This window comes from Nocardiopsis sp. FR4 (assembly GCF_009830945.1).
GTDB lineage: Bacteria > Actinomycetota > Actinomycetes > Streptosporangiales > Streptosporangiaceae > Nocardiopsis.
Window position 1 is genome coordinate 1 of sequence record NZ_VWVV01000015.1, and the last position, 21563, is coordinate 21563.

The 21563-nt window shown below is 74.4% G+C and carries 20 protein-coding genes; 14 read left to right on the plus strand and 6 right to left on the minus strand.

Features of this window, described 5'->3' with window-relative positions; all coding sequences use genetic code 11:
- Positions 1-343: 343 nt before the first annotated feature.
- Both FYW95_RS28245 and FYW95_RS15560 read left to right on the plus strand, forming a co-directional pair.
- Positions 344-1942: a hypothetical protein gene (locus FYW95_RS28245; protein ID WP_236572194.1), complete on the plus strand. Its 1599-nt coding sequence runs from the start codon at positions 344-346 to the stop codon at positions 1940-1942.
- A gap of 65 nt (positions 1943-2007) precedes the next feature.
- Positions 2008-2436: an NUDIX domain-containing protein gene (locus FYW95_RS15560; protein WP_159943746.1), complete on the plus strand. Its 429-nt coding sequence runs from the start codon at positions 2008-2010 to the stop codon at positions 2434-2436.
- Here the strand turns inward: FYW95_RS15560 and FYW95_RS15565 are convergent.
- On the minus strand, positions 2364-3350 hold the full coding sequence (locus FYW95_RS15565) for a GNAT family N-acetyltransferase (protein ID WP_370462406.1): 987 nt from the start codon (positions 3348-3350) through the stop codon (positions 2364-2366). The genes FYW95_RS15560 and FYW95_RS15565 overlap by 73 nt on opposite strands.
- 148 nt (positions 3351-3498) lie before the next feature.
- Positions 3499-4503, minus strand: coding sequence for an MBL fold metallo-hydrolase (locus FYW95_RS15570; protein WP_201294888.1), 1005 nt, complete (start codon positions 4501-4503; stop codon positions 3499-3501).
- A 287-nt stretch (positions 4504-4790) separates the two neighbouring features.
- Between FYW95_RS15570 and FYW95_RS15575 the strand changes: the two genes are divergently transcribed.
- A complete protein-coding gene (locus tag FYW95_RS15575; RefSeq protein ID WP_159943744.1) occupies positions 4791-5285 on the plus strand; it encodes a single-stranded DNA-binding protein in 495 nt (164 codons plus the stop codon).
- A 14-nt stretch (positions 5286-5299) separates the two neighbouring features.
- Here FYW95_RS15575 and FYW95_RS15580 read toward each other — a convergent pair whose 3' ends face one another.
- The 4 genes from FYW95_RS15580 to FYW95_RS15595 all read right to left on the minus strand — a co-directional run bounded on the left by FYW95_RS15580 (position 5300) and on the right by FYW95_RS15595 (position 9150).
- Complete coding sequence (locus FYW95_RS15580; RefSeq protein ID WP_159943743.1) at positions 5300-6307, minus strand: HAD-IIA family hydrolase; 1008 nt, start codon at positions 6305-6307, stop codon at positions 5300-5302.
- Positions 6308-6534: 227 nt separating this feature from the next.
- Positions 6535-7383, minus strand: coding sequence for an AAC(3) family N-acetyltransferase (locus tag FYW95_RS15585; protein WP_201294880.1), 849 nt, complete (start codon positions 7381-7383; stop codon positions 6535-6537).
- Between the two features lie 76 nt (positions 7384-7459).
- The gene (locus FYW95_RS15590) at positions 7460-8728 is read right to left on the minus strand and encodes a DUF1015 family protein (protein WP_159943742.1); all 1269 of its coding nucleotides are present in this window, start codon (positions 8726-8728) and stop codon (positions 7460-7462) included.
- 71 nt (positions 8729-8799) lie between these two features.
- Positions 8800-9150, minus strand: a complete 351-nt coding sequence (locus tag FYW95_RS15595; protein ID WP_159943741.1) for an SCP2 sterol-binding domain-containing protein — start codon at positions 9148-9150, stop codon at positions 8800-8802.
- 203 nt (positions 9151-9353) lie between these two features.
- Between FYW95_RS15595 and FYW95_RS15600 the strand changes: the two genes are divergently transcribed.
- The 11 genes from FYW95_RS15600 to FYW95_RS15650 all read left to right on the plus strand — a co-directional run bounded on the left by FYW95_RS15600 (position 9354) and on the right by FYW95_RS15650 (position 21510).
- Entirely contained in the window at positions 9354-10145 is a 792-nt protein-coding gene (locus FYW95_RS15600; RefSeq protein WP_159943740.1) for a coiled-coil domain-containing protein, read from the plus strand.
- Positions 10146-10171: 26 nt separating this feature from the next.
- The gene (locus tag FYW95_RS15605) at positions 10172-10351 is read left to right on the plus strand and encodes a hypothetical protein (RefSeq protein ID WP_159943739.1); all 180 of its coding nucleotides are present in this window, start codon (positions 10172-10174) and stop codon (positions 10349-10351) included.
- Between the two features lie 21 nt (positions 10352-10372).
- Complete coding sequence (locus tag FYW95_RS15610; RefSeq protein ID WP_159943738.1) at positions 10373-11173, plus strand: TlyA family RNA methyltransferase; 801 nt, start codon at positions 10373-10375, stop codon at positions 11171-11173.
- A gap of 111 nt (positions 11174-11284) precedes the next feature.
- A complete protein-coding gene (locus FYW95_RS15615; RefSeq protein ID WP_159943737.1) occupies positions 11285-12211 on the plus strand; it encodes an NAD kinase in 927 nt (308 codons plus the stop codon).
- An 83-nt stretch (positions 12212-12294) separates the two neighbouring features.
- Positions 12295-14004 carry a DNA repair protein RecN gene (recN, locus tag FYW95_RS15620; protein ID WP_159943736.1) on the plus strand — a complete coding sequence of 570 codons (1710 nt, stop codon included), beginning with the start codon at positions 12295-12297 and terminating at the stop codon, positions 14002-14004.
- A gap of 223 nt (positions 14005-14227) precedes the next feature.
- Positions 14228-15400 carry a putative cytokinetic ring protein SteA gene (steA, locus tag FYW95_RS15625; RefSeq protein WP_159943758.1) on the plus strand — a complete coding sequence of 391 codons (1173 nt, stop codon included), beginning with the start codon at positions 14228-14230 and terminating at the stop codon, positions 15398-15400.
- The gene (locus FYW95_RS15630) at positions 15397-16602 is read left to right on the plus strand and encodes a copper transporter (protein ID WP_160050449.1); all 1206 of its coding nucleotides are present in this window, start codon (positions 15397-15399) and stop codon (positions 16600-16602) included. Before steA ends, FYW95_RS15630 begins: the two co-directional genes overlap by 4 nt.
- 5 nt (positions 16603-16607) lie before the next feature.
- A complete protein-coding gene (locus tag FYW95_RS15635) occupies positions 16608-17447 on the plus strand; it encodes a hypothetical protein (RefSeq protein WP_236572201.1) in 840 nt (279 codons plus the stop codon).
- Between the two features lie 31 nt (positions 17448-17478).
- Positions 17479-19080 carry a murein biosynthesis integral membrane protein MurJ gene (murJ, locus tag FYW95_RS15640; protein WP_160050450.1) on the plus strand — a complete coding sequence of 534 codons (1602 nt, stop codon included), beginning with the start codon at positions 17479-17481 and terminating at the stop codon, positions 19078-19080.
- Complete coding sequence (locus FYW95_RS15645; protein ID WP_159943733.1) at positions 19077-20159, plus strand: glycosyltransferase family 4 protein; 1083 nt, start codon at positions 19077-19079, stop codon at positions 20157-20159. Before murJ ends, FYW95_RS15645 begins: the two co-directional genes overlap by 4 nt.
- 331 nt (positions 20160-20490) lie before the next feature.
- Positions 20491-21510: a TerC family protein gene (locus FYW95_RS15650; RefSeq protein WP_159943732.1), complete on the plus strand. Its 1020-nt coding sequence runs from the start codon at positions 20491-20493 to the stop codon at positions 21508-21510.
- Positions 21511-21563 lie beyond the last annotated feature (53 nt).

Below are 21563 nucleotides of genomic sequence, written 5' to 3' on the forward strand. Positions count from 1 at the left end.
TTTCCGAACCCGGTCGTTAAGTCTCTTTGCGCTGATGGTACTGCCCTGTGGTGGGGTGGGAGAGTAGGTTGCTGCCACGGTTTGTTGTGGGGGGGTCGTCCTTTGTGGGCGGCCCCCTTTTTTTGTGCCGGGGGGTTGTGCGGTTGTGAATTCCCGCGGGCGTGACCCGTGACGGGCAACGGGTTGGAACCGCCCGCACCGGCGGCTTCGGGGTGGGACTTTGGGCACTCGTCCTTTGGCGGTGAGCGGCGACTCCATGTCGTAAGCTGGACGGTACGAGTACTATGACGCGCTGCTACTTGAACAAGGTGGCAGCGCTTTTGAGTGTTGACGGACGGGTTGGATGACTGAGGACAGCCGATCGGGAGACCGCGAGGACTCCGGAGCGAACGAGCAGCGAGGCGGCTACCGCTCCGGTGGGCCTGGTGGTCGGGGACGTGGTGACGGACCCCGCGCCCGGTCCGGCTACAGCGGCTCCAGAGACGACAGAGGCCGTGGCGAGCGCGGCGGTTACCAGCGACGCGACGACCGTCGCGGTGGCGGCTTCCGGGAGCGTGACGACCGGGGCGGCTTCCGCGGCGGGGACCGGAGCCGGGACGGCTCGCGGAGCGGCGACGACCGCCGCGCGGGCCGTAGGGACGACCGCGGAGAGTTCCGTGGTCGCGACGACCGTGATCGCGGCGGTTACCGTGACCGCCGGGACGATCGCGACCGTGGCGGCGACCGCGGCCGTGACGACCGCGGCCGCGGCGGTTCCCAGGAGCGCGACGACCGCGGTGGCTTCCGCGGAGGGGACCGCCGTGAGGACCGGGGCGGTTTCCGCGGCGGGGACCGGCGAGACGACCGCCGGGGCGGTGGTTTCCGCGGTGGTGAGCGCAGGGAAGGCGGCTTCCGCGGTCGGGACGACCGGCGGAGCGGCGGTTACCGGGGCAGGGATGACCGGCAGGACAGCCGACGGGTTCCGCGCGAGGAGCGCGACCCGGCGGACATCGCTCCCCAGCTACCGGAGGAGGCCAGCTACTCCCAGCTCGACGACGAGACCAAGCGCGAACTGCACTCGCTGCCCAAGTCGCTGGCCGAACTGATCGGCAAGCACATCGTCGCCGCGGGCATGTTCCTCGACGAGGACCCCGAACGGGCCTACGCCCACGCCGTCTACGCCCGCCGCAAGGCCTCCCGCCTCTCCAGCGTGCGCGAGGCCTCCGGCGTCGCCGCCTACACGGTGGGCAAGTGGCAGGAGGCGCTGTCGGACCTGCGGGCGGCCCGCCGGATGAGCGGCCGGGACAACTTCCTCGCCCTCATGGCCGACTGCGAGCGCGGTCTGGGACGCCCCGAGCGGGCCCTGGAACTCGCCAACGACCCGGCGGCCAAGGACCTGGATACCGCGGACCGCATCGAGTTGCGCATCGTCGCCTCCGGCGCCCGCAGGGACATGGGCGACACCAAGGCCGCACTGGCGGAACTGCAGGTGCCCGAACTCAAGGAGCGGCGGGCCAGGCCTTGGGTCGCCCGCCTCTTCTACGCCTACGCCGACGTGCTGGAGGAGCTCGGCCGCGAGGACGACGCCCGGGAGTACTTCTCGCGCGCCTCGGCCGTGGACAGCGACGGGGTCACCGACGCCGACGAACGCCTCGCCGCGCTGGAGGGCATGGAGCTGGTCGACTTCGACGCCGAGGACGGCATCGTCTGGACCGACGCCGAGGAGCAGGAGCCCGACGAGGAGGCTCAGGCGCCAGAGGCCGGGGAGTCCCCCGGCGAGGACCGTGAGTTCCGCGGACAGGACCGAGGCCGTGAACGCGACCACGGTGAACGCGCCCGCGGCTACCGCGACCGGGGCCGTGACGGCGAGTACCGCGACCGGGGACGGGAGCGCGACTATGGGGACCGGGGTCGCGGCTACCGCGACCCGGAGCGCGGCCGCGACCAGGGGGGCCGGGACTGACCCCGTCCCACGGCGCTGGGGGAACGGCACCGCCGGGCGGCACACCGCCGCTCGGCGGTGCCCTGGTGTACCTGGGTGTGCTCCCCGAGCGCCACGACTCGGTGGTGTGCCTGACCTACGCGGGGGAGCGGCCCCTGCTCGTGCGCAACCGGCACCGCGCCTGGGAGTTCCCCGGCGGCCACGCCGAACCGGGGGAGGGCGTCGCCGACACCGCGCGCCGCGAGGCCCTGGAGGAGGCTGGTGCCGTCCTCGGAGAGATCACCCCGGTCGGCTACTACGTCCTGTCCGGAGGGCACGTCACCGTGGTCACCCACGCCCGGGTGAACGCTCTGCGACCGCTCACCGGGGAGTTCGAGACCGTGGAGGTACGGGCCTTCGACCTCCTGCCCCCCGACCACGAACTCTCCTGGGCGGACGGGCTCTACGCCCACCTGCTCCGCGTGCTGGACCTGCCGGGGGCGCCCCCGGAACGGCTCAGCCCCCGGGACGCCTGACGTAGTGCGTCTCGGTTCCGACGACGGTGTATCCGAGTCTTTCGTTGATGGCCAGCATCGGTGCGTTGTCCGCGTGGTTCCCGGTGTAGTCGTGGGCGGCGCCCCCGGTCCCGGGCACGGTGCAGGGCCACGGTCTTGGCGTACCCGGCCAGTCCCCGTCCCCGGTGCTCCCGCAGGGTGCCGGTCATGGACGACTCCAGCCGGCCGCCGCCGGAGAGGAAACAGGTGATCGCGGCCGGTACGCCCCCGACCAGGGCGAGCAGGCACAGGTCCAGGGCGGCGAGCGGATGGTCCCACACGCTCTCCCGCCACTCCGGATAGGAGGGGAAGCGGGCCCCGGCGCCCGGCTCGTCCAGGCTGGTGAGCCTGTCGATCTCGTAGAGGGGGCGGGGGTCGGCCGCGTAGTCGGTGAAGGGCCGCAACTCCACGCCCGCGGGAGCGGGCGGGGGGCCGGGGAGCCCGGACAGGTCCAGGCCCAGGACGCGGTGGGTGTCCTCCGGGACGTAGCCCCGGTCGAGCACCGCCCGCCGGAAGCCCTCGCCGCCCCGCTGCACGCCCTCCTCGGCCGCCTCGGCCCGCAGTGTCCCGGCACCGCGGTCCAGCAGAACGCGCTCGGAGGCCTCCAGCAGCCGGGAGCCCACGTCCGTGTCGAGGTGGGAGTCGGCCACGGTGGCCAGGAAGGACCGGCCGTGGGCGGTTCCGCCATCGTCGCGGCGCAGGACCGAGCGCAGGAAGCCGACCACGGTCCCGTCCTCCACCGCGATCAGGCCGGTCTCCTCAGTGCCCGGAGCCGGCTGGTCGTGCCGCCGCAGCATGGCCTCCCCGACCACCGCGCGGCAGGGGTGGGCGCGGTGCACGAGGGGCAGGACCCGGGGAACGTCGGAGCGCCGCATGGCGAGGATCTCGATCGTCATGCGCTGAGCGTAGGCGGGCCACCACGCGGGCCGCACCGGGTTTTTCCGCCGTACCGGGCGGCCCCGGGCCCAGAGGCCGGGGCGCCCACCCGTCCGTGTGGGAGCCGCCCCCGCGCACGGGCGGGCCCCTCGGGGGGCCGCGCAGCCGCTACCCGCGTTCCTCCCCCTCCGCGCGCCGGGCCTCGGCCTGTTCCCGGGCGAGCCTGTCCAGCCAGTGGACGATGCCGGACACGTTGGTCTCGGGGCCGGCGAGGGTGTCCAGGACCGCCGCGGTCTCGGGCGCGGCCCCGGGGGGCAGCGGCCGGTAGCGCGAGATCACCTTGTCCCGGACCATGGCGATGGCGTGGTCCAGGTCGCCGCTGGTGCCGTGGGACTCGCGCACCGTCTCCACCCACAGGCGCAGTTCCGACTCGGCGCGGTCGAGGGTCTCGGCCACCGAGGTGACCGCGCCGAAGTGGGAGAACATCAACCGCTGGGCGCCGATGTCCCCGAACAGCCGCAGAGTGGTCAGGCACGCCTCCAGGTCGAAGTCCGGTGGCGGCGTGGCCGGGCTGACCTCTCCAGTGAGCGGCTTGTACACGCCCAGGGCGTCGCCGACGTACAGGTCGCCGGTGAGGGTGTCGACCATGCCCATGTGGTGCTTGGCGTGGCCCGGTGCGTAGTGGGTCACCAGCCTGCGCCCGCCGCCGAGGTCGATCTCCCCGGTCTCGGCCACCGACCTGATCCGCGTGGCCTCGGTGGCCCTCATCTGGCCGAACAGGGTGTCCAGGCGGTCGCCCCAGACCATCGCGGCGCTGCGCATCAACCGGCTCGGATCGGCCAGGTGGCGCGCGCCGCGCTCGTGCACGACGATCTCGGCGTTGGGGAAGAGCGCGGCCATGTCGCCCGTGCCGCCCGCGTGGTCCAGGTGGATGTGGGTGACCACGATGGTGGCCAGGTCCCCGGGGGCCAGCCCCAGCCTGGTGACCGCCTCGTGCAGGACACGCGCCGAACCGGCGGTGCCGACCTCGACGATGCAGGGCCGTTCGGAGCGGATGAGGTAGCTGGACACGATCCCCGGGTACCCGGCGAGCATCGTGTCGATGGCGAAGATGTCGTCGCCCAGCGGGGTGATCCCCTCGGGCAGACCGCTCACGTCCACGTCGTCGTGCACTGCAAGCACCCCTGTTCCTCGGTCGTCGTGCGGCTCGGCGGAAGCCGAATCGAACCGAACCCGACTCTAGGACAAGGGTGTCATGACAGGTCGGAGCGGGGTTGGCTTCCTCCGCGTCGGCACCGGGAACTTGTCCACAGCACCGTGCGGGGCCTTCCTCCGCGGAGCCGGCCGGAGGATCCTGAGAACGGTGCACGACGCCCCACCAGCGCACGGGCCCCGTCCGCGCTCCGCAGCCGCGTCGTGTCCCCCTCCCGCCCGCCCAGCAGCCCAGGCAGGACGTACCCGTGCAGCAGGACTCAGCCGCCCCGCACCGGGGCACCCCTCCGCCCGACACCCGACGGCCCGGCCCGGGCCCGACCCGGGAACGGCGCTCCGCCACGGAGGCGCCGGACGCCCGTCCCGTTTCCCCTCCCCCGGACCGGGCGGAGACGGGCCACCGCAACGAGGTCCTCGTGGCCGGGCGGATCACCGCTCCGCCCCGTCTGCGCGACCTGCCCAGCGGTGACCGGTTGGCCACCTGGCGCATCTGCGTGGTCCGGCCCTCCGACAGCCGCTACGGGGGGCGCCGGGTCGACTCGATCACCTGCACCAGCTTCGACCGGGCCCTGCACGGGCAGATCCGCTCCTGGCGTCTGGGCGACGTGGTCCAGACGAGCGGGGAGCTGCGCCGCCGTACCTGGCGTGGCCGCGAGGGCCTGGTGCGCAGTGTCTGCGAGGTGGAGGCGCGGGCCGTGCACCTGGTACGGCCGGCCGCGGGACGCGGGGAGGCCGGGCGGTGAGGCCGCGGCGCGACTCACCAGCCCAGGACGGTCAGCGCCTCGCGTGCGGCAGCTCCCGCCGGGTCCACCGAGCCGTTCTCCCACACCGCCGCGCACAGGGCGCGCAGTCCGTCCAGGCGCTCTCCCGAACCCTCCAGCCGCGGTGCGCCGTCGGCGACGGTCACCGTCCATCCGTTGCAGCGGGTCCGGTTCCCCTCCCGTACCACCGCCGGGTGGGTCTGGTTCATCCCGGACAGGTCCCAGGCCAGGTAGCGGGGGCGCTGGTGCTCGGGCGCAGCGAGGGCCTCCAGGGGGGTGGTCACCCCCGACAGCACCAGGAGCCCGGCGGCTCCGTGCGCGGTCGCCCCCTCGATGTCGGTGTCCAGCCGGTCGCCGACGATCAGCGGGTTGCGCGCACCGGTGCGCAGGATCCCCTCCCGGTGCAGCGGCAGCATCGGCTTGCCCGCGATCACCGGCTCGACCCCGGTGGCGTGGGCGATGACCCGCACGAAGGAACCGTTGCCGGGGGTGATGCCCCAGGCGCTGGGCGCGGTGGCGTCGGCGTTGCTGGCCACGTAGAAGGCGCCGCGCCGGACCGCGAGCGCGCCCTGGTCGAGCAGGTCGCGGGACAGGGTGCGCGCGTAGCCCTGGACCACGGCCACCACCGAGGCGCTGTCCACCGAGACCGGTCGCAGTCCCATCCGGCGCACCGCCTGGCGCAGCGCGGTGTCGCCCACCACCAGCACCTCCGAACCCCGCGGGTAGCGCTCCCCGATCAGGCGGGCGGCGGCCTCGGCGGAGGTCACCACGTCCTCGGGGGCCGCGCTCACACCGATCTCGGTGAGGTGTTCGGCGATCCGCGCCGGGGTGCGCCCGGCGTTGTTGGTCACGAACGCCACCCGGGCTCCGGCGGCCCGCGCCTTGCCCACCGCCTCGGGTGCGGCGGGCACGGCCCGGGGGCCGATGTAGACGACCCCGTCCAGGTCCAGGAGCATCGCGTCGTGGACCTCGTTCAGGGGACGGTCTGCGGAGAGCAGCGGCATGGTGGAGAACCCGTTCGGTGCGGCGGGAGCGGTCGGGTTCCAGGCTATGACCCGTACGGGGGGCCGGACCGCGCCGGGGGCGGGGGCCGTCGGGTCCGGTCGTTTCCGTTGACGGCCGTCCGCGCGGTGGCGGAGGCCGTTGTCCGCGGTGGGGGAGGCCGCGGTGCGGCGGTCGCGGGGCCGGTGCCGGGAGGTGTGACGTCCGACGTGTTCGGGCCGCGGTGGGTTCAGTCGTTCCTGTTGACGGTCATCCACGTGGTGGCGAAGGCCACCGCCCGCGGCAGGGAGAAGAGTCGGCTGGTCGCCTCGCCCACGCTTCCCGAGACCACCGCGCCGGTGTCCTCGAAGTCGGCGCCGATCCGCGTGAAGTCCGACTCGTCCAGGTACACGTCCGCGAAGGTGGCCCACTCCTGTCCGCCGTCGGGGGTGCGCACCGCGCTCCCGCACTCCTCGAGGCGGGGTCGCGGAGCCCGGTACTCGGCCAAATGGAAGGCGGTGCAGGAGCCGAACCCGGTGCCGAGCAGGAGCACCCGGGCCCGGGCGGCCTCCAGCGCTCCCAGAGGGGACTCCTCACCCAGCCGGCAGTGCACCGGGTGCCGTCGCATCAGGTCGGCGGCCCGGGTTCCCAGGGCGGCGAAGGAGGTCTGCGGGTTGGCGCTGCGCACGGCTCCCGGCCACGTGCGCACCATCTCCGCGATCCGGCCCATGCCCCGGCTCGGGGTCACCCGGGGGTCGAAGCCGGGCGTGTGTTCCCGGATGACCGGCCACCACTCCCGGGGGACCGGCGGGTCGCGCCACCGCTCGGGGTCGGTGTTGTCCATGGTCTGGGTGGGCACGACCAGGGTCCCCGCGGTGCCCACGGCGTCCAGGAGGGCCTGCACGACCGCCTGGGCTCCGCCGCACACCCAGCCCAGGGCGCTGAGGGAGGAGTGCACCATAAGGGTGTCGCCGGAGGCCACCCCCAGGGCGGTCAGGTCGCGGGCCAGGGACGCCCGGGTCTGCGGGAGCTCCGGTGGCTTTGATCGGGCGCGCACGTGGACGGGCTCCTCGGTGGGCGGGCGGGCTGGTCCGGCCATGGTGGCAGGCGGGTCCGGGGTTCGGCCAGCGGATACCCGCCCGTGTCGACGGGCGGCGGGCGTGCCCGGGCCGGGCTCAGTCCAGGACGCGCATGACCAGGCCGGTGCGCGGTTTGGGGCCGAAGGAGGTGGACTTGCGCGGGGTCAGTTCTCCGCGTTCGGCCACCGCGTACACCTGGTCCACCCGCAGTGCGGGCACGATGACGGCCGTGCCCTTCTCGTCGCGTGCGGCCGCCACCGCCTCGTCCGGGGCGTCGTGCACCATGCGCACGCGTTCCTCGGAGGCTCCCCACACCGGCATCAGCACCTCGTGCAGGGCGGCTGTCGGCAGGCGGCGCCAGTCGGCGGAGCGGTGGGGCATGGCCCGGGCCAGGACATCCTGGTCGAACCCGTGCACCAGGTGGGCCCCGCCCTCCGCCGAGGCCAGGACGAGGGCGGGGTGCTCCGCCGCCGCGAGGGCACGCGCGCGGTCCCCGGTGACCGGTTCCACCGCGGCCACCGCGCGGGCGGCCTCGACGGCCCCGGCGGTGTCCAGCCCGGGCAGCACCCGGTGGATCGCGCCCAGGTGGGGAGGGTGGGTGTCGCTGTCCACCAGCAGGGCCAGCCCGTACCGCCACCCGGGGTCGTCGTGTGCGGCGCGCAGGCGCCGGTAGGCGGCGTAGCGGTGGTGGCCGTCGGCGATCAGGGCCGACCGGTCCGCCAGGTCGTCGGCGATCCGGCGCAGCCGGGCCGGGTCGGTCAGGGCCCACAGGCGGTGTTCGGCGCCGTCCCGGGTGCGGGTGCGCACCAGCGGTGTGCCTCCCGCGGCCTCGGTCTCGGACGAGGCGGCGCCGCCACCGCCCCGGTAGACGAGGAAGATCGGTTCGAGGTTGGCCCGGGCCAGGCCCATGAGGCTGAACCGGTCGCGCACCGGGGGGTCGGCGACGTCCTCGTGCGGGAGCACCGCGGGTTCGGTGCCCTCCTCGGGCAGTCGGAGGTTGCCCACCAGGCCCCGCTGGCGCCGGCCCTCGGCGGTGGTCTGCTCGTACACGTACAGGGCCGGTCGCCGGTCCAGGGCCAGTACGCCCCCGGTGATCCAGCTGTGCAGGAGTTCGGCCGCGGCGCGGTAGCGGCGGGGGACGGAGCCCTCGGGGTCCTGCCGGCTCAGTTCGAAGGGCAGGGTGACCCGGGCCGCGTTGTGCGGGTCGGAGCGCTGGAGGGCGCGCGCCTCCCGGGCGTCGGGGATGTCGTAGGGCGGGGCCAGGAGCCGGGCGAGGTCGAACTCTCCGTCGAGGAACCGGTCCACGTCCGAGGGGGTGTAGCGCAGACCGCGGAAGGGGGCCAGTTCGAGAGGTTGGCGTGGCATTCCAGCACGGTACCCGGCACGGCACGCGGGTCGTGCCCCCGTGGGCCGGGTCCGTTCCGTCAGGGGAGCGCTCAGAGCAGGCGTCGCAGCCGCAGCAGGTCGCCGACGCTGGCGTCCACCCTGACCCGGCGGCCGAGCAGCGCCCTGGCCGCGTCCATGCGTTCCTCGGCCAGCGCCACCAGGTCGTCGCTGTCCACGGTGACGCGCACCTGGGGGCGGGGCGCGGGCTGGTCGACGGGGCGGGGGGCGACGTCGACCAGACCGTCCAGGGTGAGCCGCATGTCGAAGGCGGTGGCCAGGTCGGGTACCACCACGCTGAGGGAGCGCTCGCGGATATGCCTGCGCCGCTCCTCCTCGGGTTGGTCCAGGATCCTCTGGTTCACCTTCTCGATACCGGCCAGACACGCGTCGATGCTGCTCATGGGCACATCATGCCGCACCCGTGGCGGGAAAACGGTCCTGGTGTTCCCAAGGGGACGAATGGAACGACCTCCGGAGTTCGCGTGTCAATGGTCGCCCGGCCCCGGTAGCGTTGACCGGGCACCCCCCGGTCGCGCAGTGGCGCGCCTTGCCCGCGCCCTCCTCGCCCTCCCCTTCTGCGGTCCCACCAAGGAGCACGTCAATCATGGTCGTCGACGCGGTACGCACCTACCTCGATGCCGCCAGTGGCCTCACCGAACTCTCGCGCAAGCAGGCCGTGGCGGCGGCCAAGACCCTGCTGAGGGCCGACGGCCAGGCCGCTCCGGCCACGGCGGAGAACGAGAGCCTGCCGCCGCGGGTGGGGCAGAGCATCCAGACCCTGGCCGGTGAGCTCCTGCGGACCAGCCAGGCCAACCGCGCGGCCCTGGCCGACCTGGTCCGCGCCGAGGTCGAGCGCCAACTGGAGGACATGGACGTCGTGCCGCGCTCCGAGCACGAGCGTCTGGTGCGCCGGGTCGCCGAACTCGAACGCCGCCTGGCCGCCCGCCACGCTGTCGAGCGGGTCCTGGCCGTCCCCGGCGCCGTGGACGCCTCATCGGTCGCCGCCCTCCAGCGGCCCGCTCCCGCCGCTGGGCCCGCGCAGGACGGCTCCTCCGCGGGGCGGGACTCCTCGGCCGGTACGGCGGACGAGTCCTCCGAACCCGCCGCGGCCACCGAGGGCGGCTCCTCGACGGCGCGGTCCGCGGACGGCTCCGGGCCCTCCGCGCCCGCCGCCGAAACCGGGGGATCTGGGGACGCAACCGAGGGCTCCGGGGCCGAGGACGCCCGGGCCGAGGACGCCGACGGCGACGCCCCCGCGGCCGAGGGCGGTGCGGGGGGCACCGCCACGGCCGCCAAGGCCAAGCCGCGCACCGCGACCAAGGCCCCCGCCCGGGCCGCTCGGCCGCGCACGGGCACCAAGCGCGCCACCAAGGGCAAGGGCGCGACGAAGAAGTAGCATCCGAGAGAGCGACCGGGAGAGCCATGGACCCCAAGGAACAGGCCAGGGCACTGGCCCAGCAGACCCTGGACAGCACCAGGGAGCGGCTGCGGGCGCTGGACTCGGCGCCCACGGCCGACCACGTCGCGGTCTTCGACACCCTGCACCAGGAGCTGTCCGGGGTGCTCGGGGCGCTGGACCAGGACGCGAAGACCCCCCGATAGGCCCCGGTATCCTAGGTGACCATGGCAAAACGCACCCGGCTCGACGCGGAGCTCGTCCGCCGCGGCCACGCACGCTCCCGCGGGCACGCCGCCGAGATCATCGAGGGCGGCTTCGTCAAGGTCGCGGGGGTGGTGGCCTCCAAGGCCGCGACCCAGGTCGGCCAGGACCAGCCCATCGTGGTCCGGCCGCCCTCAGACGAACCCCCCTACGTCTCCCGGGGCGCCCACAAGCTCATCGGCGCCTTGGACGGATTCTCCCTCGACGTCACCGGACGGCGGGCCCTGGACGCGGGGGCCTCCACCGGCGGGTTCACCGACGTGCTGTTGCGCCGGGGCGCGGCGCACGTCACCGCGGTCGACGTCGGCTACGGTCAGCTCGCCTGGTCGCTGCGCAGCAACGACCGGGTCCGGGTGATGGAGCGGGTCAACGTCCGTGAGCTCACCCCCGAGCAGATCGGCGAGCCGCGCCCCGACCTCGTCGTCGGCGACCTGTCCTTCATCTCGCTGCGGCTGGTGCTGGAACCGCTCCGGGACTGCGTCGCGCCCGGGGCGGACTTCGTGCTCATGGTCAAGCCCCAGTTCGAGGTCGGCAAGGACCGGGTCGGCGCCGGGGGAGTGGTCCGCGAGCCCGAGCTGCGCGCCGAGGCCGTCGCGGACGTGGCGGCCCACGCCCTGACCCTGGGTCTGGGCACCGTCGGCGTCACCGCCAGCCCGCTGCCCGGCCCCTCGGGCAACGTCGAGTACTTCCTGTGGATGCGCGCGGGTGCCCCGCCCCTGGACCCGGACGCGCTGGCCCGCGCCGTGCGGGAGGGACCCCGCTAGCGATCGTGGCAGCCTGTCTGTGGAGTCCGGTAACGTGACCCGGCCGGGTCGGCGAACACCCCGGTCAGCACTCAGACTCCCCGCCGGGGGAGTGAACGTAAGGGGACGGCGATGACCAGCGGACGCAGTGTTCTCCTGCTGGCCCACACCGGTCGGCCCGCGGCGGTACGCAGCGCACAGCTGGTCCACGAGGGCCTCAGCCGCGCCGGCCTGGTCGTGCGCATGCTCAAGAACGAGGTCGAGGAGTTGGCGGCGGAGGGCTGTGTACTCTCGCCGATCGAGGTTGTCGCGCCCGGGGAGGCCGCTGAGGGCGCCGAACTGGTCATGGTGCTCGGCGGTGACGGCACCCTGCTGCGGGCCGCCGAGACCGCCCGCCCGGCCGGGGTGCCCCTGCTGGGGGTGAACCTGGGCCACGTCGGCTTCCTCGCCGAGGCCGAGCGGGAGGACCTCGGCGCGACCGTGCGCAGCGTCGTCAACCGCGACTACGACGTCGAGGAGCGCATGACCCTGGACGTGGCGGTCTTCAACGGGGGGCGCGGTGACGCGGCCCCGCCGGTGCGGACCTGGGCGCTCAACGACGCCACCCTGGAGAAGGGGGAGGCGCGGCGCATCCTGGAGACCGTCCTGGAGATCGACGGCCGCCCGCTGTCGCGCTGGGCGTGCGACGGGGTGGTGTGCGCCACTCCCACGGGCTCGACCGCGCACGCTTTCTCCGCGGGCGGCCCGGTGGTGTGGCCGGACGTGGACGCCCTGCTGGTCGTACCGATCAGCGCGCACGCCCTGTTCGCCCGGCCTCTGGTGGTGGGGCCCCGGGCCACGGTGGCCCTGGAGGTGGTTCCGGACACGGCGCCGGGCGTGCTCTGGTGCGACGGACGACGTATGGTCGAACTGCCCGCAGGGGCACGAATCGAGATCACCCGTGCCGAAACGCCGGTCCGGCTGGCCCGGTTGCACCGGGCGCCGTTCACCGACCGTCTGGTGGCCAAGTTCGGCCTGCCGGTCGCCGGTTGGCGGGGACGGGGCGAGCACGGTCGCTGACCGGGGCCGCACGCCCCGGTGCGCCGTGCGCGCGTGCGTGTACGCGCGTGAAGGAGTGGCGTCAACTATCAGGAGAGGGATCGGTGCTCGAAGAAGTCCGCATCCAGGGACTCGGGGTCATTGACGACGCCGTTTTGGAGTTGTCACCGGGTCTGACCGTCGTCACCGGTGAGACCGGCGCGGGAAAGACCATGGTCGTCACCGGGCTCGGGCTGCTCTTCGGCGGTCGTGCCGACCCCCAGCGCGTACGCCCGGGAGCTGACCGCGCCGTGGTGGAGGGCAGGCTCACGGTGCCTCCCGGCGGGCGGGTGGCCGCCCGTGTGCTGGAGGCGGGCGGTGACATCGACGACGACGTCCTCATCCTCACGCGCACGGTCTCGGCCGAGGGGCGCTCGCGCGCGACCATGGGCGGCCGTTCCGCCCCGGTGAGCCTGCTCGCCTACCTGGCCGACGACCTGGTGGCCGTGCACGGCCAGTCCGACCAGCAGCGCCTGCTGCGCTCCGACCGCCAGCGCTCCTCCCTGGACCGCTTCGCGGGGGAGGAGCTGTCCCGGGTCCTCAAGCAGTACACGGCGGCCTACCGGCGCCACCGGGAGGTGTCGGAGGAGCTGGAGGAGCTGGTGGAGCGGGCGCGTGAGCGCGCCCAGGAGGCGGACATGCTCCGCTTCGGGGTGGAGGAGATCACGGCCGCCGAGCCGCTGCCCGGGGAGGACGCCGAGCTGCTGGCCGAGGAGACCCGGCTGGCCCACGCCGACAGTCTGCGCGTGGCCGCCACCACCGCCCACGAGGCTCTGGCCGGGGACCCGGCCTCGGACGTGGAGGTGGACGTGGCCGCCCTGCTCGCCGCGGCCCGGCAGGCCGTGGCGGCGGTGCGCGAGCACGACGCCGAGTTGGCCGCGATCGGTGAGCGCCTGGACGAGGCGTCCTACATCCTCACCGACGCCGCCACCGAACTGGCCTCCTACGCCGAGTCGGTGGACGCCGACCCGGCCCGCCTGGCCGAGGTGCAGGAGCGCCGCGCGCTGCTCACCTCCCTGTCGCGCAAGTACGGTGCGACCACCGACGAGGTGCTGGCCTGGGCGGAGAACGCGGCCAAGCGGCTGGGCGACCTGGAGGGTGACGACGAGCGCATCGACGCCCTGCGCGCCGAGGCCGAGGAGCTGCACGAGCGCATGGACCGGGCCGCGTCCGAACTCACCCGGATCCGGACCGAGGCCGCCGAGCGCTTCGGGGCCGCCGTCACCGAGGAGCTGACCGCGCTGGCGATGCCGCACGCGCGGGTGAGCGTGCGGATCACCACCGGTGAGGAGTTCGGCCAGTACGGGCGCGACGAGGTGGAGCTGCTGCTGGCCCCGCACCCCAGCTCCCCGCCGCTGGCCCTGCACAAGGGCGCCTCCGGCGGTGAGCTCTCCCGGGTGATGCTGGCCATCGAGGTGGTCTTCGCCGGGGCCGACCCGGTTCCCACGTTCGTCTTCGACGAGGTCGACGCGGGGGTGGGCGGTAAGGCGGCGGTGGAGATCGGCCGTCGTCTGGCCCGCCTGGCCCAGCGCGCCCAGGTCATCGTGGTCACGCACCTGCCGCAGGTCGCCGCCTTCGCCGACGCCCACCTGGTGGTGGAGAAGTCCACCGAGGGCCTGGTCACCGAGAGCGGTGTGGTGCGGTTGGACCGCGGGGGCCGGGTCCGGGAGCTGTCGCGGATGCTGGCGGGCCTGGAGGACTCCGAGCTGGGCCGGGCCCACGCCGAGGAGCTGCTCACCAACGCCGACCCGGAACGGGCCTACCCGGCCGCCTGACCTGGGACGTCAGCTGGCGCGTTCCGCCTGGGCCCCGGGGGTGTGTGAGCCGGTGCCGTTGTGGGGCAGGGGCGGGGGCCAGGCCGTGTCCGTGCCCGGTGTGGGATGTTCGGGGCGGTCTTGACCCGTAACACGCCGATCTCACAGCTGTGATAACTCTCCGTAGCAGAGTTCTGACAGTATGCCAGCGATGAAGGTATCGGATACGCTCAGCGCCACAGTCATGCGGTTCCGCCGCACCCGGGCGGACGCTCCCACAGGGCTGGTCGCCCCCGTACGCTCGGACCGGCGCACCAAGAACCTGACCAAACGCCTGCGACCGGGCGACATCGCGGTCATCGACCACGTCGACCTGGACCGCGTCAGCGCCGAGGCCCTGGTGGGCTGCGGCGTGTCGGCGGTCGTCAACGTCGCCACGAGTATCAGCGGCCGCTATCCCAACCAGGGGCCGGAGATGATCGTGGAGGCGGGGATCCCCCTCGTCGACGACGTCGATCCCGAGGTGTTCACGCGGGTCCGCGACGGCGAGCGGCTCCGCCTGGAGGGGGCCACCCTCTACCGGGGGGAGGAGGTCGTGGCCCGCGGCACCCTCCAGGACGCCGTGACCGTGCGGGCCGCCATGGCCGAGGCCCGGGCCGGGCTCGCCACCCAGCTGGAGGCCTTCGCGGCCAACACCATGGCCTACCTGCAGCACGAGCGCGACCTGCTGCTGGACGGGGTCGGCATCCCCGCCATCGAGACCCGGATGGAGGGCCGCCACGCCCTCATCGTGGTCCGCGGCTACCACTACCGCGAGGACCTGGCCGCCCTGCGGCCCTACATCCGCGAGTTCCGGCCCGTCATCATCGCCGTGGACGGCGGCGCTGACGCGGTCATGGAGGCGGGCTACCGGCCCGACATCATCGTCGGCGACTTCGACTCGGTGTCCGACCGGGCCCTGGCCAGCGGGGCCGAACTGGTCGTGCACGCCTACCGGGACGGCCGTGCGCCCGGACTGGCCCGGCTCACCGACCTGGGCTACGGCGCGGTGGTCTTCCCCGCGACCGGTACCAGCGAGGACGTGGCGATGATGCTCGCCGACGGCTCGGGGGCCGCGCTCATCGTCGCGGTGGGCACCCACGCCACCCTGGAGGAGTTCCTGGACAAGGGCCGCTCGGGGATGGCCAGCACCTTCCTGACCCGCCTGCGGGTGGGCGGCAAGCTCGTCGACGCCAAGGGGGTGAGCCGCCTGTACCGGTCGCGGATCTCCCCCTGGGCCCTGCTCGGACTGGTCGCCGCGTGCCTGCTCACCATCGTGGTCGCCGCCTACAGCTCACCGGCGGGGCAGGTCTACCTCACCTTTCTCGCGGCGCGCTGGGACGCGTTCGCCTACTGGCTGACGGGGCTGTTGACGTGATCGATTTCCGCTACCACCTGGTGTCCATCATCGGGGTGTTCCTCGCCCTCACCGTCGGACTCGTCCTGGGCACCACCATGCTCCAGGACCCGCTGCTCAACACCCTGCAGTCCGAGACCGCCGACCTGCGCGGGCAGGCCGACGAACTGCGCGCCGAGCGCGACGTGGCAGACAGGGTCAACGCCGGCGCCGACGAGATGGCCGAGGCGGTCTCGGGCGAGCTGCTCTCCGACCTGCTCGCCGACACGGGCGTGGCCGTGGTGAGCGCCCCCGGAGCCGCCCCGGAGATGGCCGACGCCCTGGCCCGCCGGGTGGAGCAGGCGGATGGCGAGGTCGTCGCCCGCATCCAGTTGTCGGAGGCGTTCCTGGACGCCGGGAACGCCACCTTCATCGACGAACTGTCCCTGCAGATCGCACACGACCCCGAGGACCTCACCGGCAGCCCCTACGAGAAGGCGGGCGCCGAGATCGGCCGCGCCCTGGCCGCCGGAGGGGACGGGACGTCCGCCGACGGGGGAGGCGTCGCGGAGGAGAGCGCCTCCCGTGAGGGCGAGGACTCCGACGCGGCGAGCGGGGAACCCTCCGACGCCGCCTCCGGGGAGGAGGGGGACGGCGGCGCGGGCGGCTACGACCCCGAAGCCGTGCTGGAGGCCTTCTCCGAGGGCGGGTTGCTCACGGTCGAGGACGCCCCCGCGGAGGCCGCCGACGCCGTGCTCGTCATCGCGCCCGAGGCCGGCGCCGCCGTGGGCGGCGACGACCAGGACAAGGCCAACGCCGTCCTGGGCACCCTCACCGCCGCCCTGCACGAGGAGGTCGGAGCCGCCGTCGTGGCCGGTGACGGATCCTCCGCCCGGGGGCAGGGCATGATCGCCCAGGCGCGCGCGGAGGAGGCGCGCTTCGCCACCGTGGACACGGCCGGGCGCCCCATGGGCGAGGTCGTCACCATCCTGGCCCTGGCCGAGGCCCTGGAGGAGGACGGCGGGGCCTACGGCGTCGGTGAGGGCGTGCGCGGCTTCCTGCCCGATCCGCTGCCCGAGCCGCGCCGGAGCGCCGACGGGGGCGGTTCGGACGGGGACGGCGGCCGGGGCTCCTCCGACGGGGAGTCCTCGGACCGGGAGTCCTCCGAGGAGGAGCCCTCCGCCGGTGCCACCGACGGCCGGGGCACCGACGAGGCCCGCCGCGCCAGCCGGGACGGCGGGTGACCACCGTGACGTCCCCCGTTCCCCCGTCCCGCCCCGGCCGCCTCCTGGCCCAGGGGCTGGCCGGCGCCCTGATCGGCGCCGCCGCCGCCCGGGCCTGCTACACGCTGCTCACCCGGAGCCCCCGCCCCCGGGGCCCCTGGGAACGCGTCAACTTCCGGGGCCGCACCGTCACCCTCCACCAGGGCACCGCCCTGGCCTGCGGGGTGGGCGCGGCCACCCTGCTGGTGCCCGGGCCCGCCGCGCGCGTGCGCGCCGCCGCCGCGCTGGCCGCGTCGGGCGCCGCGGCCTTCGGCGCCTACGACGACCTCGCGGGTTCGGCGCGGGCGCGCGGGCTGCGCGGGCACCTGGGCGCACTCGCCCGGGGGCGGGTCACCACCGGCATGGTCAAGATGGCGGGCATCGGGGCCACCGGCATCGCCGCCGCCCGCCTGCTGCGCCGCTCCCCCCTGGAGACCGTCGTGGACGGCGCGCTCATCGCGGCCAGCGCCAACCTGCTCAACCTGTTCGACCTGCGGCCCGGCCGCGCGGCCAAGGTGGCCCTGATCGCCGCCGCCCCCGCCCTGGCCTCCCCGGTCGCGCCCCTGCTCGGCCCGGTGGCGGGCGCCTCGGCGGTGCTGCTGCCCGAGGAGCTGGCCGAGCGCTGCATGCTCGGTGACGCGGGCGCCAACGCGCTGGGAGCCGCGCTGGGCACCGCCGCGGTCGCCGGGTCCCCGCTGCCTGTGCGCGCCGCCCTGCTGGCGGGGACGGCCGCCCTGACCCTGGCCAGCGAGCGGGTCAGCTTCTCCCGGGTCATCGACCGCGTCCCGGCCCTGCGCCGCCTGGACCGGTGGGGCAGGCGCGGGTGAGACGGCCGCGGTGTCCCGTACGCTTGCCGGAATGACACGGGGGGTTGGCGCGGCGGCGGCGCTCATCGCGGTGGTCACCGTGGCGGCCCGGCTGGCCGGGTTCGGCCGCACCGTGGTGTTCTCCCAGACGGTGGGGGACACCTGCCTGGGAACGGCCTACGTCACCGCCAACCAGCTTCCCGCCGTCCTGTTCGAGGTCGTCCTCGGCGGGGCGCTGGCCGCCGTGGCGGTCCCCGTGCTGGCCGCCGCGGCCAAGCGCGGGGACCGCGAGCACGTGCGCCAGACCGCCTCGGCGCTCCTGACCTGGGTGCTGCTACTGGCGGTGCCCCTCTCGGCGCTGCTGGCCCTGGTGGCGGTTCCGGCGGTGTCGGTGATGCTCGGCGCGGGCTCGGGCTGCGACCGCGCCGAACTGGTGGCCCTGTCCGCGCGGATGCTGCTGGTCTTCGCCCCGCAGATCGTCCTCTACGGCCTGGCCTCGGTCCTGTACGGCGTGCTGCAGGCCCACCGGCGCTTCCTCGCCCCGGCGCTGGCCCCGCTGGTGTCCAGCCTCGTGGTCATCGCCGCCTACCTGGCCTTCGTGCCGCTGGGCGCGGGGTACCGCGGCGACCTCGCCGGCCTGCCGCCGGCGGCCGAGCTCACCCTGTCGCTGGGCACCACCGCGGGGGTGGCCGCGCTCTTCCTCACGGTCCTGGGCCCGGCCGCCGGGCTGGGGCTGCGCCTCCGGCCCCGGCTGGTCTTCCCGCGCGGGGTGGGGGAGCGGGTGCGCTCCCTGGCGGCGGCCTCGCTGCTGCCGCTGGCGGCCATGCAGCTGTGCCTGCTGCTGTCGGTGGCGCTGGCCAACTGGGGCGGCGGCGGGGGCGCGGCCGTGCTCTACACCTACGCCTGGGCCCTGTTCACCCTGCCCTACGGGGTGATCGCCGTGCCCATCGCCACCAGCGCCTTTCCCGCGCTGGCGGTGGCCCACGCCGAACACGACCACCGCGGGTTCGCCGCGCTGGTCTCGGGCGGAGCCCGCGCCTGCGTGGTGGTCACGGCCGCCGTGGGCACCGCCCTGGCCGCCGCCGCGAGGCCGGTGGCGGGGGTCCTCGCCCAGCAGGACCCCGTGGCCCTGGAGCGGGCCCTGCTCGCCTACGCGCCCGGGGTGGCGGGGTTCGGCCTGGCGGCCCTGCTCAGCCGCGCCCTGTACGCCTCGCACCACGGACGTCTGGCCGCCGCCGCCCAGGTGGTGGGGTGGATGGTGGTGATGGTGTGCGCGGTGTCGCTGGTGTGGGTGCTGCCTCGGGGGTGGGTGATCGCGGGGCTGGGTGCGGCCAGCACCCTGGGGCTGACCCTGGCCGCCGTCCTGCTGTGCGCCGGGGTGGCGCGGACCCACGGGCGCGGCGCGCTGGCGGGACTGGCGCGCTCGGTGGTGGCCGCGGCGCTGGGCGGTGTGGTCGGCTGGGTGGTGGGCCGCGGCGTGGCCGGTGCGCTGCCCGCCCACGACGTGGGGCAGGCGGTGGTGGCGGCCGCGGCGGCGGGAACGGCCGGACTGGCCGCCTACGCGGCCGTGGCGGCGCTGGTGGACCGGGCGGCGGTGCGGTCGGTGGCCGACCGGGCCAGGAGCGTACTCGAACGCAGGAGGGGGAAGCGGTGAGCAGCAGGATCGCACTGGTCGTGGGCACCAGTAGTGGGGGAGTGGGGCGCCATGTGCGCTCCCTGGGCGCGGGCCTGCGCGCACGCGGGCACCGGGTGGCGGTGCTGGGACCGGCCTCGGCCGAGCGCGCGTTCGGCTTCACCTCGGCTGGTCTGCGCTTCCGTCCGGTCCCGATCGGGGCGGCGCCCTCGGCGGGTGACCCCGGCGCGGTGCTGCGGCTGCGCGTGCTGACCCGGGGGGCGGACGTGGTGCACGCGCACGGGGTCAGGGCCGGTGCGCTGTGCGCGCTGGCGGGTGCCGCCCCGTTGGTGGTCACCGCGCACAACGCCCCGCCCCTGGTGCGGGGGCCGCTCTCGGGGGCCTACCCGCTGCTGGAGCGGATCGTGGCCCGTCGGGCGGACGCGGTGCTGGGGGTGTCGGGGGACCTGGTGAGGCGTTTGCGCGCGGCCGGTGCGCGTGAGGCCCGGCTGGCGGTGGTGGCCGCGCCCGAGACGGGCGCGCCGCTCAACGGCCGCGAGGCCACCCGGGCCGACCTGGCGGTGCGCCCGGACCGCCCGCTGCTGTTGACCGTGGCCCGCCTGGCGGAGCAGAAGGGGCTGGACATGCTGTTGGAGGCGGCGCCCGCGATCGCCGACCGCGTGCCCGAGCCGGTGGTGGCCATCGCCGGGGACGGGCCCCTGTGGGGGCGGTTGCACGACACGGCCGCGGAGATGAGCGCGGACGTGCGCATGCTGGGGCACCGCACGGACGTCGCGGACCTGCTCGCGGCGGCGGACGTGTTCTGTCTGACCAGCCAGTGGGAGGGCCCCTCGCTGGTGATCATGGAGGCGCTGCGCGCGGGGCTGCCGGTGGTCTCCACCCGGGTCGGCGGTATCCCGGACCTGTACACGGGGACCGTGGTGATGGTCCCCCCGGGGGATCCGGCGGCCTTCGCGGCCGCGGTGGGCCGGGTGCTGGACGATCCCGCGCTGGCCGAGGACCTGCGGGCCCGCTCGCGCAGGGCGGCCGCGGCGCTGCCGACCGAGGAGGACGCGGTGGAGGCGGCGGCCGGGGTGTACAAGTCGGTCCTGGGGCGCTGAGGCCGGTGCGCGTCGGCGGGTGTCCCGGCCCGCGGATCCGGGAACGCTGTCCCCCGGGTGCGGGAAACGTCACCGCTGTGGGGGTTCCCGGGCGGCGGTTTTCGGTGCCATGCTTGCCGCCGGTCCGGTGTGCGCCGTATCTGGTGACCATCGGTATCCTTGTCAAGCACGTGAGGGGAGTATCCCTGTCGCGGCGGTGTCGTCATCACGGAGTACAGAGTCGTGCTCCCGGTGCCGTCGGTTCACGGCTTCGCCGTGAACGGGAGAGACCTCCGGCGGTTCGACGTGCGTGCATACGGCTCGCGCGCACTGACCGGAGGAGAGTTACCCCGTGAACGTTCCCTTGTGGGTATGGGCTGCCACCATCGGCGCCATGGTCGCGATCCTGGTGATCGACCTGGCCATCGTGGACCACCCCTGGAGCAAGAAGAAGGGCCCCCAGGAGTTCGGCATGAAACAGGCCGCCTGGTGGGCGGCCTTCTACATCGGCATCGCGATCGTGTTCGGTTTCGGTGTCTGGTACTACGGCGGCGGGGCCGCCGGCGCCGAGTACTTCGCCGGGTTCGTCACCGAGAAGAGCCTGAGCGTCGACAACCTCTTCGTGTTCTACCTCCTGATGGGCTCCTTCGCGGTGCCCCGGAAGTACCAGCACGAGGTCCTGCTCATCGGCATCGTCATCGCGCTGGTGATGCGCGGCATTTTCATCGTCCTCGGCGCCCAGGTCATCAACGCCTGGAGCGAGGTCTTCTACCTCTTCGGCGCCTTCCTCATCTACACCGGCTACAAGATCGTCCGGGACCACGTCAAGGGCGACGAGGAGGACAAGGACTTCACCCAGACCCCGGCGGTGCGCCTGCTCCGCCGCTTCTGGCCGGTCACCAACGACTACCACGGCGCCAAGCTCACGGTGAGGCTCGACGGCAAGCGGCACATCACGCCGATGCTCATGGTCATCGTCGCGATCGGCGTCATCGACCTGGTCTTCGCGGTGGACTCCATCCCGGCCATCTTCGGCCTGACCCAGGACGCCTACATCGTCTTCACCGCCAACGCCTTCGCCCTGCTGGGCCTGCGCCAGCTCTACTTCCTGCTGGCCGGGCTGATGGACCGCCTGGCCTACATCAGCTGGGGCCTGTCGGCGATCATGGTCTTCATCGGCGTGAAGATGATCCTGCACGCGCTGCACGAGAACGGCGTCCACGTACCCGAGGTCGGCATCGGCCTGTCCCTGACCGTCATCCTCGGCATCATGACGATCACCATCGTCGGCAGCCTCGTCAAGTCGCGGTTCGACGAGCGCGCCAACCCCGCCGTCCCGACCGAAAAGGACTCCGCGGGCGATCGTTCCTGATACCGGACGGGCGTGCGCGCCCCCGTCGGGGACACTCGCGCGCGATGGCTGGA

What these genes read in the sequence shown, in the direction of transcription:
- FYW95_RS28245 (WP_236572194.1), top strand. Translation starts at nt 344, where the DNA reads ATGACTGAGGACAGCCGATCGGGAGACCGCGAGGACTCCGGAGCGAAC.
- FYW95_RS15565 (WP_370462406.1), bottom strand. Translation starts at nt 3,350, where the DNA reads ATGACGATCGAGATCCTCGCCATGCGGCGCTCCGACGTTCCCCGGGTC.
- FYW95_RS15580 (WP_159943743.1), bottom strand. Translation starts at nt 6,307, where the DNA reads ATGCCGCTGCTCTCCGCAGACCGTCCCCTGAACGAGGTCCACGACGCG.
- FYW95_RS15585 (WP_201294880.1), bottom strand. Translation starts at nt 7,383, where the DNA reads ATGGCCGGACCAGCCCGCCCGCCCACCGAGGAGCCCGTCCACGTGCGC.
- FYW95_RS15590 (WP_159943742.1), bottom strand. Translation starts at nt 8,728, where the DNA reads ATGCCACGCCAACCTCTCGAACTGGCCCCCTTCCGCGGTCTGCGCTAC.
- FYW95_RS15595 (WP_159943741.1), bottom strand. Translation starts at nt 9,150, where the DNA reads ATGAGCAGCATCGACGCGTGTCTGGCCGGTATCGAGAAGGTGAACCAG.
- FYW95_RS15600 (WP_159943740.1), top strand. Translation starts at nt 9,354, where the DNA reads ATGGTCGTCGACGCGGTACGCACCTACCTCGATGCCGCCAGTGGCCTC.
- FYW95_RS15605 (WP_159943739.1), top strand. Translation starts at nt 10,172, where the DNA reads ATGGACCCCAAGGAACAGGCCAGGGCACTGGCCCAGCAGACCCTGGAC.
- FYW95_RS15610 (WP_159943738.1), top strand. Translation starts at nt 10,373, where the DNA reads ATGGCAAAACGCACCCGGCTCGACGCGGAGCTCGTCCGCCGCGGCCAC.
- FYW95_RS15615 (WP_159943737.1), top strand. Translation starts at nt 11,285, where the DNA reads ATGACCAGCGGACGCAGTGTTCTCCTGCTGGCCCACACCGGTCGGCCC.
- steA (WP_159943758.1), top strand. Translation starts at nt 14,228, where the DNA reads ATGCGGTTCCGCCGCACCCGGGCGGACGCTCCCACAGGGCTGGTCGCC.
- murJ (WP_160050450.1), top strand. Translation starts at nt 17,479, where the DNA reads ATGACACGGGGGGTTGGCGCGGCGGCGGCGCTCATCGCGGTGGTCACC.